Below are 16,053 nucleotides of genomic sequence, written 5' to 3' on the forward strand. Positions count from 1 at the left end.
TGAAATTAATCAGCGCATGCTACGTGAATTTGGTTCCGACAAAAACGAGGTGGCATTTGATTCATTATCAAATTTAAATAGACAATCAACTGAGCAATGCACTGCTCATAACAGGGTAAAGTTTGATTGTTGCCAGTATTCCTCATCTAATGCTGTGTTATCTAACAGCTTGTATGGATTTTATCGATTGGCAGCTTTGTGAATAATCGAATAGCCCCTAATTATCCTCATTATTGATCCTCACTGGTAACGAAAAGTCATCCGTTTTAATCAGTTACAATACCAAGACCAGACTACTGAGATATACTAAACATAGGTGGATTGACTGCGTAATGACTAAAATGACTTACAGTTAAACCATATTGAATTTTGATCCAGTCACCCTATTTCCCAGTGCCTAGGAGGCCGCGTGTCAAAGAGCTTTAACCTTGAGGATGCAGGACAAATTTTTGTTGGTGCATTTGCTCTCGCGGTGCCTATCTCGTTTTCAGAAGAAGCCTGGCAATTGGGGGAAAGTTTACCAACAGCCAATCTTGCTCTGCTTTTTCTGCTGTCGTGCCTGTTTCTATCGATTTATGCTTTTGAGAGCGTTTACCAAAGGAATATTGGTGGGAGAGTCATTGAGTTTGTATCACGCATCGCGATTGCTTATATATTGACAATAATGGTCGTCGCTTTGGTTTTGCTCTGTATAGATAAGCTTCCAGTGCTTGATTCTCCGTTGGTCGCTTTAAAACGAGTTATCGTCATCGCTATGCCAGCGTCAATGGGCGCTATTATTGTTGATGGTTTTGATAAGGAATAACTCAGGTTTCGACGATCTATCTGCACCGCCTAAAGACTCCTTATTAGTTCTTTGATCGCACAGGCATGCTCGGAATGTCTATAGGCTTTACGCAACTCTTAATGTATTAACGAGCTTTTTCGGGTGAGAAAAATGTAAGCCTTGTAAACATACATGAGCCTTTTTAGGCACATATTTAGCCTGTAATTCTTCCTCGATGCCGCATACCACTAACGTAAAGTTAACTTGCTCAGATAAGCGAAACATAAATCTTAAAAACTCATTGCTCACAGGGTCCTTGCCCATATTCATTGCAAAATGACCGTCTATCTTTACTACGTCAAAAAGTCCCTTATTTAAAAGGTCGTAGTTAGTATAACCCGTACCGAAATCATCTATCGCGAGGCGGCACCCTAAGCGTTTCAAGCTTTGAAGATTATCTTGTACATGCTTTTGAGAAATAGCTTCGCTGTGTTCAACTAACTCAAAAATTAACTTTTTACGAACTTCTGGGCAATGTTTGGTAAGGCTGAAAATATCGTTATAAAATGAAGTCATCGCAAGGTCGGACATTGCAATGTTGATACTATAATCCCATTGGCCTTGTTCATCTTTTCTGGCTAATTCAACGACTTTTCTAATGATCATAAGAGTCAATGAATAGTGAATATGTGGAGTATCACTAAGCAACGACATATAGCTTTCTGGCTCAATATGCCCACGTTTCCGCCATACAAGCAAAACTTCACGAATACACTCTCTATCATGATTCATACTGTGAACAATAGGTTGATATGCGAGCTCGAAGTTAGCCCCACCATCTCGAATGTCCCTTTGTAAATCTTGCAGCATATGACGTTTACGTAAATTCCTTTGATAGTCCTTTTCACTATGGATATACAAGCCATCTTGGTTTTGAATTGCACGCAAGATCCCATAACTAATGCGTCTAAAGAGACGATCTGGTTTGGCAATATCATAAGTGCTTGAAAAATGTAACGTCGTTACCGAGTAATCAAACGGCATTTTCTTACTATTGATAACCATTTGGTTCGGCAAGGCGGCTCTTACTTGTTGTTGATGCTCAACCTGCTGTTTGTTATTCAAAGAGACTTCAGAAGCAAAGATCATCACGATGTATCTATCGTCATAGAGCCCAATCAAGCTAGGCTTTAAGTCACCACTTAATTGACTATGTAACTTTTGCTTAATGTTCATAGACGTTTGTTGATCAAAATAGCGGTAAAAGTCGCCGTTACGCCCAACACAAACAACATGAGCGGTGTAATACACTTCGCCTTTTTTTGCCTCAAGGTTCGCCATTTTTTGTTGAATGTAATAAATGTTAGGGATGTTGCTCTCTTCACATATAAATTTTGCTTGTTCTAGCTTATGTTTCTCGCGCTCTAATCGGTTCAGTGCGTAATTATGCTTCTTACTTTGGCGAGCATTGTAGAGCGTCGCGAGTACAACGATCCCAATCATAATGACTATCACACTGGTTGTAATTGGAGAAAGTGGAATGGTCTCAATATCCATACGTCATACTCAAGTAAGAAAACAAAAGCAAAACATACCTATCCAAAACATGAATATCAACGAGCTGACGCCGAACAATGTATGTAAACAGCTTCAACCAACGCTAAAAATAGAGTATTAACACCATTCATACACAAATGAAATCGATTACATACAACAGCAATTCAATAAAGGTCCTTTCTACAGATATTATTAACTTGGACATAGTTTACCCTGGCCAACGCCTCGACTAAAAAATCATACCAAGTGCATATTTATATAAAACCACTTTGTATCAGCTTCTAATAATCGCTCACGCTAAGTAGTTATATGAGGAATCCAATCAATCCATCCATAATAAAAATGAATATCTAACCAGTCACCTTTGTTGAAAAAACGAAAGAACAATAACCACAAGGTGTAAATTTATGTAAACAAATTAGAAAATGTGACCAACATCAAGAGTTAAAATGCAGCAAGTTGAGTATTGGTATGAACCCAACCCAATCTTTTACATCTAGCTGGATCGACCAATTTCTGTGACGCACCTCTAAATTATAAAATAATAACAATATCAGTTATGAGACGAGCTCTTATAAGAACCAATCCAGAAAATATGCGGACGGTCTATCAATCAAGATCCTCCGAAACTGTCGTAAATACGACCTACATAATTTTCATCTGAGTTCATGATAATGACAGTACTGTATTGTTTAGTCTCGTGCTTAGGTTGCAATAACCGCATGTCCCACTATCTGATTACCCTGCCATTTAGAATGTGCCCTTCAATATCGATTCAATCTCTCTTACTAACCACGAGTTTAAGGCGAAATCTTTTGTTTGGTGCAGGTCGTAGGCGTAGATATCCATGTTGTATTCTGGTGAGTTATGAATTGATTCCACAGAAGTAATACCCGCAGGAAGTGGATCAGCTGAACGAACCATAGGAAAAATGGCATCCGAGTTACGGATGGCTTCAAAGTTCACTAACGGTGAGTCTGACTTCAAAATGACATTGGGTACATAGCCTGCTCGAATGAAAGTTTGCTCTGCAGTTTCATGTCGACTTCGCCAATCAGGGGTTCGTATCAGTGCTAATGGATAGCGCGCAAGGTCACTCAGTTCAATCGAGGTAAGTTTCGTCAATGGATGCCTTTCACGAACACAAACGACATATTGGCTTTTTGGCATTAGCTTCTGTCTTATTTGTTTTGAGTAACTCTCTGGACCGTAATCCAAAGCAACATGCACTTTTCTCGACAATAGCCCAGACTCTACCTGCCATGTCCAATCCATGATTTCAAATTGAGCGTTGGGTGCTCTTTCGCTCAGTTCTCGATAAAGTTTGACTCCAATTGAGTTAGTTAGTGCGTTAGTTAAGCTTATCGATACTTTCCCATTGTAATGCTGAGGCTCAAAGCTTTGTGGCGCTTGAAACAAGCTGTCAATCTGTTCAACGAGAGCAGGAAGGGATTTTTCTATTTCCAAACAACGCTCTGTAGGCACTAGACCATACCGCTCCCTAACAAATAACGGATCATCAAACGAATCACGTAGACGACTCAATGCGTGGCTCACCGCAGATTGACTAAGATTTAGTACCTCTGATGCTTGGCGAGTGTTTTGAGTATCTATCAAAACACGTAACACCTTTAATAGATTGTAATCGAACGATTTCATAATCAGCTTCCTTCAAACGGTAGTGCTTACATGATAGCGCCTAGATATTAATACAGTTAATTTCTAAACCTCAAGAGCTTCACTTCTGAACATATTTCAACTTTCTTAAGATACCTCCATCACTTCAATGATCTTTAGGAAAGCAGCTCAAATGTTCCAAACACAACGACTTCCTTTATCACTACTTATGTTGACTGCATCACCATTCGTCTTTGCAGATAACCACAACAATCAAGGCACGGAAGCCGTTCAAGATATGTCAGATCCTCTGGCCGTTTATACGCAAGTCGGCATGGGTTATACAGACAAAGGCCTCAACTTAAAACTTGGGCAAACCTTTGATACAGGCAGCGATACAACAATGGGTATGCACGTACTAGAGCTAAAAGGCGGCTATGGTGATGCACTCGGCGCGCGTGACTATGCCGACGATAGTATTGATAGCCTTCGCCTACGCCGATTTGGTGTGGATCTAACGAATGGACGCGGTTCTCAGGTTGACTTCAATTACGATTTCGATAATGAAGCCGGCTCGCTTTCTTACAGCTTCATCCAAGCGATACCTGCTCTAGGCCCACTTCAGCTTTACCCTCTTGTAGGAGTCGGTGCTGCTTTCGCCAACAACGCGATTGGCGACAATGGCGAGACGATTAGCGGTTACACCGTACCAGGAACATTCGCAGTCGTTGGTGCATACGGCAAATTGACGCTCACCGACAACATTTGGCTGAACTACAACCCAATGTACATGAGCACCCTATCTGGTTCTGATATCTACAAAGAGCATGCCTTTGCAGATAACGACAGCATTCTCGCTCATGAATTTGCCGCCTCATATCAGATTAACCCTCGCTTAAACGTTCGATACTTTGCGCAATGGAACGAAGAATTGAGCTACCGAGATGGTTCACACATTGTCGAATTTAACTACCAGCTATAACAATTTCAAAAAGGTAAACAGTATGAAAAAAACAACACTGGCATTATCGATTGCCCTACTTTCATCGTCAGCTTTCGCTTCTGTACCTGCTAACGACGTAATCAAACAGATTGATTCATCGAACTGGACGGTCAATCCACTGGATTACGGTATGACGGCAATGGAATATCAACGCAAAGAAGGCGATATCTTTGCGTTAAACATGCTGAAGCGCGGTGAAATCAACAAGTTCATTCACTTCACTGGCATTTCTCAGGCAGCTGATACCTGGGTGGTAACGCCAAATGTAGATAACATTTACTCTCTTGCTATCATTGACGTTCGCGATGGATTCACCATTGAAGTCCCAGAGATGGGCGATCGTTTTATGTCTCTTCACATCCAAGATCAAAACCACACATTCGTAGAATATACGTGGGAGCCTGGTGTTTATGAGTACAAAGCAGGAGAAATCGAGACCGACTACGTATACGTGGGTATTCGTACTGGTACTGATGCAACAGCTGATGACATTGCATTCGTAACCGAGCAGCTTCAGCCAAACATGAAGATTACGTCAAATTCAGCCATTCCTTACAAAAGCGATACAAAAGAATCAGATATTCTAGAATTGCGTGAAGCACTGCTAACTGAATGGGGCAACCTGCCAGACATGTTTGATTCGGTGCAATTCGATATCAACAACGTATCTGATTGGGAAAAGTGGACCTACACGATTGCTGGTTCATGGGGCTTAAGCCCAGAGTCAACGGCGATGTACGCATCATGGGCACCAGAGAACACCAAAGCAAACACCTGCTACGAAGCGACTTTTGACAAAGTGCCTGCTGCTGCATTTAGCTCTCTAACCCTATACAACAATCAAAACTACTTGATGACGGATGAACACAACGTAGTCAGCACAAGTCGTCCTGATTTTAAGAGTCATGGCGATGGTAGCTTCACGATTATCTTTGGTGACAGTAAATGCCAAGATATTGCAGAAGATCGCAATGTGAACTTTGCCCACACACCTGTTGACGAGTGGCGCGCTCAGATCCGCGCATACCGCCCAGATGTTGAAGCGATGGAGCAGTATCAATTACCAGAATTGAAAGAGCTGACACTGAACTAACACTTGCTCGCATCTAATCGTTCGACCTTGTTGCGAACAGCACGCTAATACGGAAACGCCCAAAGTTATTAGCTTCGGGCGTTTCTTCTAACAAACTGGTTTACGACAACCGAGCGTTAAAGTGTCATATGCAAAATCGGAAAAGGTTTTCCCATATCATCGAGTGGTGAACGTGATACAACTTTAAATCCCATATGCTGATAGAAACCTACCGCCTGTGGGTTTTGTTCGTTCACATCAACTTGGGTTGCGCCTAAATGCTCAATAGCATATTGCAACAGCGCTTTACCCACTCCCTGCCCTCTTACGTTATCTAAAATGAATAACATCTCAATCTTTGATTCTTCAGTTCCCATGAACCCAACAATAGAGCCGCTTTCATTTTTCCCACATCTTAACGTAACAGCAGGAAAGGCTTGTTCCATGATGATAGGCTTAAAAAACTCAATATCTTCTTCTGTTATGAAGTCATGAGTTGCTCGGACTGAATTTTCCCAAACATTAAGCATTTCAGCGTAATTTTCAGGACGCACATTTTCTATAATCATCGTATTTCTCTTGGGTTAACGGATATTAATGTGCAGCCGCGAACGTTAATTTTAACTGACGAAGTGTGCTGGCGTCTAATTAACACTAAACATAAGTAGCATCCGACCGATAGTTAGGGTGATACCTGAATGGCTCGGGTTATAACTTCTTTATTAGAAACGAAAGCGATGAATCCAGTGGATAGTTTTCTAATACCATTTGGCATTCATAGCCCTGTTTTTCATAAAACGGACGGGCTTGAAAGCTCAACGTATCAACGAGCGACGACGTACATCCTCGAGATTTCGCATACTCTTCGATTTGCGTGAGAAGTTTGCTTCCAACTTGCTGGCCTCTCAAAGACTCATCAACCCAAAGAAACTTAATAAGAAGCCAGTTTCCCCAAAGGTCTGCGATAATACCGCCGACTTTTTTGTGCTCTTCCAAAGCATAATAAGCAACTTGTGATTTAGGTATCCCCTCCAAAAAAGGCGTATTGTGTTCAATCAAGCCACCACGAACTTCATTGATGTCTTTGTCTGAGGGTTCACTATCAAATTTATATTCCATTGCTTTCTTACGTGTAGATATCCATTTTCTGATGAGCCATGGCATTCGACAAAATCGTCATCGACGCCGCCATTGTAGTGACTAAACTTCTTCTAAATCGCGCCTTGCTGGGCCAGTTTGCTAAGAATGTCACTGGTTTTCTCCCTAAACAGATCTCGCAGTAGTCGAACCGTGGGAGTGATCGATTGGCGACTTGGGCACACTAACCAAAGTTCAGTCGGAGTCGGTTTGTAATCTCGCATGATGCTAACCACTCGCCCAGTGAGTAGATCTTCAGACATATCAAGGCATGATTTAATCGCAATCCCTTTACCGGCTACACACCAGCGTCTAACCAAATCACCATCGTTAGAAGCTCTGTTTCCTGTAAGTTTCACCTTATGAGTGTTTTCTTCATGCCTGAAATGCCATTCATTCTGCAAAACATCGTGCAGCTGATAAAAGAGCGCATTATGTTGAAGTAAGTCAGTCGGTTGAGTTGGTGACGCATGCTCTGCTAGATAGTCAGGGCTAGCACACAACACTCTAGGCACATCACAGATCTTAAACCCATACATATTGGCATCAGTAGGCGAGCCATAGCGCAGTGCCATATCAACAGAATCGCGATAAAAATCGATATTGCTGTCACTAATACTCGAACGGAGTGACACTCCAGGATACTGAAGCAAAAATTCGTCTAGCCAAGGCGTAATAAGGTTACGTCCGAGATCTGATGACAACGCGATACGAATTTCACCATCAATAATACCGAGCTCTTCGTGCATGTTCATTTTCGCTTGCTCGAGCATCTTCAGTGCTTCCTCGCATTGCGGCAAGTAACGTTCTCCCGCCGAAGATAGTCTCAGGTGGCGTGTCGTACGAACGAAAAGCTCTGCCCCTAAAGATGCTTCAACGCGCTTTACTGCGGCGCTGGCCGTTGCTGTACGCATATCAAGGTTCGTTGCTGCAGCGGTAATACTACGAAACTCCGCAACTTTCAAAATGACCTGTAAATCCTCTAAGAGCATAACTAGACCTTTATAATAATAAGGTAAGCAGCAAAACTGCTGATTTTACGTTAGTTATAGAGTAGCCGATTCCATTTATCAAATATTATTTGATAATAATTCAAATGAAGCGCTGTTTTTCATTGTTAATAATACACCTAATATAAAACCCATGTTAACGCAGCATCCCGTTTAGAGATGACTGGCAAGCAACAGATTAACAAACGTCGTTTGATAGTGTTTCAAAAACAAATTGAAAACTAATGGTGTTTCATTGCCTAGACTCAATGTTGTGACCATTCACTATCTCAACGAGACCATCGATAATTCATTGTTTCTATTGAGCTTGCTCTCTATGAATAACTAACAATATAAGGAAAGTGAACATGACTAAATTAACCATCGTTGCAAACATCGTTGCAAATGAAGACAAAGTTGAATTAGTAAAAGCGGAACTCCTAAAGCTCATCGACATTACACGCGCAGAAGAAGGTTGCATTAACTATGACCTTCACCAAGACAACGAAAACCCAGCGCACTTCTTGTTCTACGAGAACTGGGAATCGCGTGAGCTATGGCAAACGCACATGGGTAACACCCATTTGGCAGAATACATGGCAGCTACTGAAGGCGCAGTTGCGAGCTTTACACTCAATGAAATGACGCACATTGCTTAGCTCCTCGTGTTTGGCTCTCCTTCATAACAGAGCGAGTCAAACAACTTAGCGTCAGGTGACAATAAATCAATTGAATACGATTTAAGAATCAGGCGGATTTATAATCTGCCTATTCCAAAGGAATAGCATCATGTCAGCACCATCAAAAATGAAAGCCATAGGGTTTACTCAATCACTTCCGATCACAGAGCAAGACAGTTTGTTTGAGTTTGAAACTGATATTCCAGATCTAAAAGAAAATGACTTGCTTGTTAAAGTAACGGCTACTTCTATCAACCCTGCAGATGCAAAGATCCGTATCCGCAATGCAAAAGATAAAACGCTGGAACAACCTAAAGTATTAGGCTACGACGCTGTCGGTGAAGTTGTCTCTAAAGGACCGAACGTTGAAGGCTTCGAAGTTGGTGATCGCGTGTACTATGCTGGTGACGTGACGCGTATGGGAGCAAATTCGGAATACCAAGCCGTCGACTACCGTATCACTTCTCATGCACCGAAAAGTCTGTCTGATGAAGCTGCTGCGGTGATGCCGTTAGCAACGCTCACTGCTTGGGAAGCACTATTTGATCGACTCCGTGTTCGCCCAGAAGAGAGAAAATCAATACTGATTATCGGTGGCGCAGGTGGTGTTGGCTCGATTACGATTCAATTAGCAAAACAGCTTACTAACCTGACTGTTGTTGCCACAGCCTCAAGACCAGAAACAGAGCAATGGGTTCGAGATATGGGGGCGGATCATGTCGTCAACCACCGTAACCTAGTGGAGTCTGTTCGCGAGCAAGGTATTCAGCACGTTGATTACATTTTTAATGTCGCCGATACCAAAGGACACTGGGATGCGATGGTAGAACTGATCGCACCACAAGGTTTAATCAGCTCAATCGTTGAGTTCGATGATGGTATCGACTTGTCAGCGCTGCAAGGTAAATCAGCAGGCTTTATTTGGGAGTTGATGTTTACACGCTCACTTTTTAACACCGATGATATCCAAAAGCAGCAAGACATCTTGTTCCAAGCAGCAAACTTAATTGACGCTGGCCGCATTAAATCTACACTAACGACAACACTGAATGGCTTTAGTGTTGAAACGCTCAAAGATGCCCACCAACGTATCGAAAGTAGTGCTTCAATCGGTAAAACAGCGATCAAGTATTAGGATATTGAGAGTAATTTACCGCTCTTCGAATATAGGCAGTAAGTGATCATCAAACTATATTCTTCTAAGCTAGAAATATCCAAATACACAAAGAGCCACTCGATAGTGGCTCTCTTACTTTTCGCTAAGCTTTATTCTTACCTGACCCAGACTAATAATGATGCCACTTTAAGTGACAGCGTCACTCAAGATTGGTAGCCGAATCGCGCCAAGTAATGCCAAACCTTTTTGACATCTTGTTCGTCGTAACCTTTTTCGGTGACTGCCAAGCCGAGTATTCTTGGAGCAATGACACCATCTTGCGATAACTCTTTAGCGAGCTCTATGTACTCTTTCCCACGATATTCTGGATAACGAGCCATCTCTTCAACACTCAGTTTAAACCCGTTATGCCATTTAACTGGAATATCTAAGTGGCGAGCATACCTTTCGATCCCGGTCTCGCGATAAGCTGGATCAAGTACTATACACTCGACGTCCTCTTTCAGTGATATCTCACCATGAACATGCGCTTCGATATAATCATCTAACAGATCAACGTCGTCAGAAGATGCTTTATCGATTAATGCCTGCAGTCGACTTGCAATGGCAAAGTCTGTGGGTTCAAAGAAACTATCTGGATAGCAAAACGTAGTACGCTCCAGTACGTGTTGCTTTAACTCAAAATAGCTACTGCCAAAGCGCGCGGCTGCGCCAGAGGGGTACTCTCGAAAGTTCAAAGCACCATACTTGGGTCTTAAGTGGTCAGCAGCATCATCATACGCGCCATCAAACACACTCTGCTCCCAAATCCATCTTGCTCCGCCAGTATAGGCCGTTAGCCCGCCGTTACTAGTGCTCGTCTCAAATTGAGATTTGAGTTTGCCATCACGCGCAATCGCTTGAAGTAGCGGTGTCTTATTCGAAGTATAACGGTCAGGGTGAAAGTTAATCGTCACCGCATGGACGTGATTACCTTGTTCACTACAAGACTTGGAACGTATGTTTGCGATTGCTTGTTCAATTGCACCTTCAGTCATAACACCTCTAAATTTTCCTACTCTGTACTGACTCGCACCTAGATATTGCCTACGTTTGATGCGTTAAATGAAAACATACGTATTTCATCACGTGGATGCCAGCCAATATTTTCATAAAACGCTTGGGCGTTCAGGTTGTCGTTGATGACGAACAAGTGGGTTTTAGCAATCCCGATGGATGACAATGCGTCCACTGCGTTTGATATCAGCTTTGCGCCTAAGCCCTGACCACGGCAAGCCTTCGATACCGCTAAATGTTGGATATAACCACGACGACCGTCTGTTCCCACCAATATCGCACCTACGATCTGCTCGCCTTGCAGAGCAACAAAACTCAGGTTTGGGTTACGCTCGAGATACTTCCCGATGTTTTCTTGAGAGTCTGCTTCTCTTAATTGCATACCTTCCGTTTCAGACCAAAGGTTCATGACCTGCTGATAGTCTGAGATGTCCATTTCTCGTAACACAACTTGTTCCCTTAATTAAACCTAAACACCTTACAAAAGTGCCAAATATAATGAATCTATCAACGCTAGATTTATTCGTGGTTAAGTTATTCATACTTAACCATACCGACCCGTTAATCACATGCTTCTTCAAGCACTTCGTTCTCTGAAACGTACGCCACAAGATTTTCGAACGCTATTTTAAAATAAAGCTCGTAGCTTCCTTGCTCTACATACCCTAAATGAGGGGTCGCAGTGACGTTAGATAGAGAAAGCAGTGGCTCTGTGCTTTTAGTCGCAGGCTCACAATCAAAAACATCGACAGCCGCTCGTTTGCTCGGATTGGATTTGAGTTCGTTAAACAGGGCATCAGGCTCGACAAGCTCTGAACGGCTGGTATTCACAAACAAGGAATCTGACTTCATTGATCTTAGATCTTCAGCCGTAACACACCCTCGCGTTGCCTCATTCAAACGAAGATGGAGAGACAGAACATCCACTTGCTGAAAGAATGCGCGTTTGGATTCAGAGGCCTCAAAGCCGTGTGATTTTGCCAAGTCTCGCGAAGCTTGGCTTCCCCATACTACGACTGACATTTCAAACGCTTTTGCATATTGAGCGATTCGTTGTCCTATCTTCCCATAGCCCCAAATACCCAGTTTTAACCCTTTCAAGGTTCGCCCTAGCCCTAAGGTACCTGAACTTTGCCACTGGTCATTTGCAAGATTCGATGCGTAGCTAGGAATATGTCGACTTGCTGCCATCATTAGTGCCCAACAGAGCTCTGAAGGGGCAACTGGAGACCCTCTCCCTTCCAGTACCTTAACTCCGTATTTTTCGCAAAGCTGCACATCGATATGATTGCTCACCTTGCCTGTTTGACTGATTACTTCAAGGTTCGGGAGTTTAGATAGGAGCGACTCCGTTACCTGGGTACGTTCTCGAATCAGAACTAGAGCTTGAACATTCGCTAATTTCTCAACCAATTCTTGTTCTGAGTAGGTCTCATTAAAGACAATAACGTCTAGCCCTTCTAGCAAGCTAAAACAATCTAGATCTTGTACTGCGTTTTGGTAATCATCCAATACTGCTATTTTCACGGTTTTCTCCTTATCGTTATAATTCTTTTTCTACTAACGCTAACCACCGAGGGATGTGGTTTTGATACCACTGTATATATTTTGATGCTTGAGCACTGTTTCTAGGAGTTAGACCGCTTCTTGAGGTTAGGATGTTCACTACCTCTACGATGATCCAACACTTAGCAATAATCAGTTGCCTTACAAGTTCCATTTGAGGAATAGTTGTGCTGTGTTGATGATAGCGCTCCACCAGCGCTTGGTATGACTGTTGAGTTCCGAGTCCTTTAACGAGTGGCGCCAAGTCAATCGCAGGACTGCCAAAACCAAACCGTTCCCAATCGAACAATACCAAATCGCCGTTAGATCTGACGCCCCAGTTGCCGTCATTGGTGTCACCGGAAATCAAACCTGAACGTTCGAACACAACGCCTGATTTTGCTTGTATAGCTAAAATTGAAGATTCGACAGTATTAGGCAACTGCAAACTTTCGAAAGCTTGTTCCGTTGCACTAACAGTCCAGGCATGCTCTTTTACATCAAAAGTGGGGATGTAAGTCGAGTTATGAATAGAAGCTAACTGCTTAAACGTTTGATCGTGAGCGACGAGTTCATCAAGTGAAATGCTGTGAGGGATATATTCAATGAGAAGATCGTTATCAGACACACCCAGCAGCTTTGGGGCGTTCACTCTCGGCAAAAACTGGGGGGCGTTTTGATAAAAGTTCACCTCTACTTGAGAGGCTTGTTGTTTGCGGATGCATTGAACACCATTAAGGTATTCCAAGGAGACTTTAGCCGCGCCCATTTGTGCTAGATCTTGTTTGGTCATCCTTACTTAGCACTCCCTGCTAATCGATCATATGTGAACAGTCTCTATTGATATTAATGCCTTAAGACTGGTTGAGATAAGGCCCGAGATGAGCAGCAACCTGTTCTCTGCACACACCGACGACAACATCGACACCAGCTTGTTTTAATATCTCAATTCCACGTCCGTTATTTCGTGGATCTGGGTCCAACATACCCGCGACGACTTTCTTAATACCAAACTGCGCTAAAGTACGGGCACAAGCAGGAGTGCGACCTACGAATGAGCATGGCTCTAATGTAACGTATGCAGTCACACCTTCTGCCGAACCTTGATAAGCGTTTAGAGCTTCAACTTCGGCATGATTACCACCCACGGCTTGTGTGTAACCTTCAGCGACAATCTTATCATTTTTCACTAGAACGCAACCTACGGGCGGGTTAGGGATACACATCGGCAGGGCTTGCTTAGAAATCTCTAGCGCTCTAAGCATGTATGTTTCGTCCATTAGACTCTATTGCCTCTCGGTATTAAAAAGCTCTCGATGAAAGCTAATCTAACACATTGAGTTGTAATTAAAATCTCGACTTTCCCTTTTTAGCCAACTTCGATTCGACATCGAATTATTCGTTAAATATCTTTTCCAACCACATCGAGCTTATGTACTCACCGTTCTTCTTTGCATATTCATTAAAGACGCCCACTTCTCTAAAACCAAAACGCTTATGTAGCGCTATTGAAGCCTCATTCGGCAAGGCGATACCTGATAAAACTCGATGAACACCATGAGCTTGGATGGCGCTAAATAACTTCTCATAAAGCCGAGAACCAACCCCTTTCCCTTGAATAAACGGCGCCAGATAAACCGTCACTTCTACAGTCTCACTAAAGGCAGCCATTGATCTGTATGGCTGGGAGCAAGCAAACCCTATGAGTTTACCGTTATCCATCGCCACATAGATTTGATGTCTACTATCCCGCTTAAACTGGGAGAACCACTTCAATCGATTGTCTAATGACAACGGGGACTCCTCGAAGCGAGCATTAGAATGTTCAATGTAATAATTGAAAATATCCGTAATGCTCGAAACATCATCTAACTTCCCTATTCTAATTTCCATTGTCTTACCCTACTCAAACGTTATTGGGTCTGAATTTCTTGGTCATACCTTGGCTAGATGGTGATACGAGCTTATACCCTAGCTTTTCGTAAAATATAGGCTCATCAGCAATCATAGAGACATAAGAACCTTCTAGCGCTACAGATGCTAAGTAGCCATCAATATACTCCATCACTTTCCTACCCAACCCTAAGCCCTGATATTGAGGATCAACGGCAACATCAACCACTTCAAAATTACACGCACCATCACCGACAACTCGCCCCATCGCGATCAGCTTATCGGCATCTCGAATAGAGATCCCATACAAACTGTTAGGCAGAGCGATAGTTGCTGCTTTGAGTGATTTAGGGGATAAGCCTGCTGCAACACGCATATCGCAAAATTCTTGAGGGTTAGGGACTTGCTGTTCATATACAAACGTCATCGTGTACTACTCCTTTTTTAGGATAGGATACACAATAATACTGTATATAAAAACAGTATTGGTGAGTTATCTTAATTTTGCTTAAAAATCACACCACTCATTACACAGTACAGCCATGATGATTGTGTCCCACCACTGCCCTTTGAAGAAACGATGTTCTTTTAAATGCGCCTCTTTTCGCATCCCTAAACGACGACAAAGGTTTATCGCAGCCAAGTTACGACTGATCGTTTCCGCATAAATACGATGAACGTCAAGCTCATTAAAACCGAAATCCGCGAGCTTAAATGCGGCTTCCTGTGCCAGTTGGCTTCCCTGCGAAGTTCGAGAGAAAGCACAACCCATAGACGCTTGACGGTTTGGTTCTAGTCGTAAACAAACCGTACCTATAAACTCATTAGTACTCTTAAGTTCAACAGCGAGTTGATAAGCTTGCCTTGGGCTTTCTGTTGACTGCGCCACGAACAGTTCAGTGAGCTGCTTATATTTGTCTGGTTCACAATCATCTTCGTCATAGAAACGTTGATACTTGGCGTCTTGAGACATTGTGACAAAAGCATCTTCATCATCGAGTGTCATGTCTCTGAGAATGAGTCGCTCCGTTTCCAATTTAAACATCTCACGATTCCTTTGCGTTTTCATAAACCACTTTGAGCGATGGCCATAAGACGAGCCAATTCTTCGCGTATACGCGTTGATCAAATAACGAACGCGGTCTTTTCGGGTTATGAGTGACGTGTCCATTGAATAGAGATTCTAAACCAAAGGCGGAAACACACTCATAATCGTTGTTTGCCGTGACTCTAATACCAACAGCCGTTTCTTTTTCGGGCCAGTAGCTCATAGCATCGAGGGTGCTTTGGTATGGTTGGTCGTTATTTCTGTGATGCATCAAAGCTTGGTTTCGAACCTGCCAATTCAGCTGTGGCATTTGTGTCTTGAGCCAAGCCTCGTGCTTGAAACAGGCATTGAGGTCCACTTCATCAGCATCAAAATAAACAACGTCAATATCATTCAAAGGCGTTGGTTTGATACTGTTATGGAGATAATCCCAGACTAAATTTCTTAGAAAGCCCGCAGCAATGTAACACTGAGGCAGTTCTAGCCTCTTAACACAGTGCAAAGCTTCTACTCTCATTGGATCTCGTTTCAAAAGGTGAGCGATTTTATCCATATCTTTTAAGCTATTTAGAG

General features: G+C 42.7%; 19 protein-coding genes. 5 read left to right on the top strand and 14 right to left on the bottom strand.

The features are described from left to right. Nucleotides 1-409: 409 nt before the first annotated feature. A complete protein-coding gene (locus KI655_RS01900; RefSeq protein ID WP_285401177.1) occupies nucleotides 410-805 on the top strand; it encodes a DUF2391 family protein in 396 nt (131 codons plus the stop codon). An 87-nt stretch (nucleotides 806-892) separates the two neighbouring features. Here KI655_RS01900 and KI655_RS01905 read toward each other — a convergent pair whose 3' ends face one another. Together KI655_RS01905 and KI655_RS01910 are read right to left on the bottom strand one after the other, a co-directional pair. Continuing rightward, nucleotides 893-2,323, bottom strand: a complete 1,431-nt coding sequence (locus tag KI655_RS01905) for an EAL domain-containing protein (protein ID WP_285401179.1) — start codon at nucleotides 2,321-2,323, stop codon at nucleotides 893-895. A 750-nt stretch (nucleotides 2,324-3,073) separates the two neighbouring features. Next, nucleotides 3,074-3,982 (bottom strand): LysR family transcriptional regulator, encoded by a 909-nt coding sequence (locus KI655_RS01910; RefSeq protein ID WP_285401181.1) that lies wholly within the window; start codon nucleotides 3,980-3,982, stop codon nucleotides 3,074-3,076. 151 nt (nucleotides 3,983-4,133) lie between these two features. Here KI655_RS01910 and KI655_RS01915 point away from each other — a divergent pair, with 151 nt between their 5' ends. Together KI655_RS01915 and KI655_RS01920 are read left to right on the top strand one after the other, a co-directional pair. Continuing rightward, nucleotides 4,134-4,922 carry a hypothetical protein gene (locus tag KI655_RS01915; protein ID WP_373417288.1) on the top strand — a complete coding sequence of 263 codons (789 nt, stop codon included), beginning with the start codon at nucleotides 4,134-4,136 and terminating at the stop codon, nucleotides 4,920-4,922. Between the two features lie 22 nt (nucleotides 4,923-4,944). Then, on the top strand, nucleotides 4,945-6,036 hold the full coding sequence (locus KI655_RS01920; RefSeq protein WP_285401183.1) for a DUF1254 domain-containing protein: 1,092 nt from the start codon (nucleotides 4,945-4,947) through the stop codon (nucleotides 6,034-6,036). 116 nt (nucleotides 6,037-6,152) lie between these two features. On the opposite strand, the gene KI655_RS01925 is transcribed toward KI655_RS01920, so the two are convergent. The 3 genes from KI655_RS01925 to KI655_RS01935 form a co-directional block, all read right to left on the bottom strand. After that, entirely contained in the window at nucleotides 6,153-6,584 is a 432-nt protein-coding gene (locus tag KI655_RS01925) for a GNAT family N-acetyltransferase (protein ID WP_285401185.1), read from the bottom strand. Between the two features lie 139 nt (nucleotides 6,585-6,723). Next, nucleotides 6,724-7,134: a GNAT family N-acetyltransferase gene (locus KI655_RS01930; protein ID WP_285401188.1), complete on the bottom strand. Its 411-nt coding sequence runs from the start codon at nucleotides 7,132-7,134 to the stop codon at nucleotides 6,724-6,726. A gap of 92 nt (nucleotides 7,135-7,226) precedes the next feature. After that, on the bottom strand, nucleotides 7,227-8,144 hold the full coding sequence (locus tag KI655_RS01935) for a LysR family transcriptional regulator (protein WP_285401190.1): 918 nt from the start codon (nucleotides 8,142-8,144) through the stop codon (nucleotides 7,227-7,229). Nucleotides 8,145-8,509: 365 nt separating this feature from the next. Between KI655_RS01935 and KI655_RS01940 the strand changes: the two genes are divergently transcribed. After that, a complete protein-coding gene (locus KI655_RS01940) occupies nucleotides 8,510-8,800 on the top strand; it encodes a putative quinol monooxygenase (RefSeq protein WP_285401192.1) in 291 nt (96 codons plus the stop codon). A gap of 130 nt (nucleotides 8,801-8,930) precedes the next feature. After that, nucleotides 8,931-9,956 (top strand): zinc-binding alcohol dehydrogenase family protein, encoded by a 1,026-nt coding sequence (locus tag KI655_RS01945; protein ID WP_285401194.1) that lies wholly within the window; start codon nucleotides 8,931-8,933, stop codon nucleotides 9,954-9,956. Nucleotides 9,957-10,141: 185 nt separating this feature from the next. Here the strand turns inward: KI655_RS01945 and KI655_RS01950 are convergent, their stop codons facing one another. The 9 genes from KI655_RS01950 to KI655_RS01990 all read right to left on the bottom strand — a co-directional run bounded on the left by KI655_RS01950 (nucleotide 10,142) and on the right by KI655_RS01990 (nucleotide 16,033). Next, complete coding sequence (locus KI655_RS01950; protein ID WP_285401195.1) at nucleotides 10,142-10,975, bottom strand: DUF3626 domain-containing protein; 834 nt, start codon at nucleotides 10,973-10,975, stop codon at nucleotides 10,142-10,144. Between the two features lie 38 nt (nucleotides 10,976-11,013). Next, the gene (locus KI655_RS01955; protein WP_285401304.1) at nucleotides 11,014-11,430 is read right to left on the bottom strand and encodes a GNAT family N-acetyltransferase; all 417 of its coding nucleotides are present in this window, start codon (nucleotides 11,428-11,430) and stop codon (nucleotides 11,014-11,016) included. Between the two features lie 125 nt (nucleotides 11,431-11,555). After that, complete coding sequence (locus KI655_RS01960; RefSeq protein WP_285401197.1) at nucleotides 11,556-12,521, bottom strand: D-2-hydroxyacid dehydrogenase family protein; 966 nt, start codon at nucleotides 12,519-12,521, stop codon at nucleotides 11,556-11,558. A gap of 16 nt (nucleotides 12,522-12,537) precedes the next feature. Then, nucleotides 12,538-13,332 (bottom strand): phosphotransferase, encoded by a 795-nt coding sequence (locus KI655_RS01965; protein WP_285401199.1) that lies wholly within the window; start codon nucleotides 13,330-13,332, stop codon nucleotides 12,538-12,540. A 61-nt stretch (nucleotides 13,333-13,393) separates the two neighbouring features. After that, nucleotides 13,394-13,819: a bifunctional diaminohydroxyphosphoribosylaminopyrimidine deaminase/5-amino-6-(5-phosphoribosylamino)uracil reductase RibD gene (locus tag KI655_RS01970; RefSeq protein WP_285401201.1), complete on the bottom strand. Its 426-nt coding sequence runs from the start codon at nucleotides 13,817-13,819 to the stop codon at nucleotides 13,394-13,396. A 115-nt stretch (nucleotides 13,820-13,934) separates the two neighbouring features. Continuing rightward, nucleotides 13,935-14,432, bottom strand: coding sequence for a GNAT family N-acetyltransferase (locus KI655_RS01975; protein WP_285401203.1), 498 nt, complete (start codon nucleotides 14,430-14,432; stop codon nucleotides 13,935-13,937). A 13-nt stretch (nucleotides 14,433-14,445) separates the two neighbouring features. Beyond that, entirely contained in the window at nucleotides 14,446-14,859 is a 414-nt protein-coding gene (locus KI655_RS01980; protein ID WP_285401205.1) for a GNAT family N-acetyltransferase, read from the bottom strand. Nucleotides 14,860-14,940: 81 nt separating this feature from the next. Beyond that, entirely contained in the window at nucleotides 14,941-15,477 is a 537-nt protein-coding gene (locus tag KI655_RS01985) for a GNAT family N-acetyltransferase (protein WP_285401206.1), read from the bottom strand. Between the two features lies 1 nt (nucleotide 15,478). Next, nucleotides 15,479-16,033 carry a nucleotidyltransferase family protein gene (locus KI655_RS01990; protein WP_285401207.1) on the bottom strand — a complete coding sequence of 185 codons (555 nt, stop codon included), beginning with the start codon at nucleotides 16,031-16,033 and terminating at the stop codon, nucleotides 15,479-15,481. Nucleotides 16,034-16,053: the final 20 nt, after the last annotated feature.

Source organism: Vibrio sp. D404a, assembly GCF_030248535.1.
Taxonomy (GTDB): domain Bacteria; phylum Pseudomonadota; class Gammaproteobacteria; order Enterobacterales; family Vibrionaceae; genus Vibrio.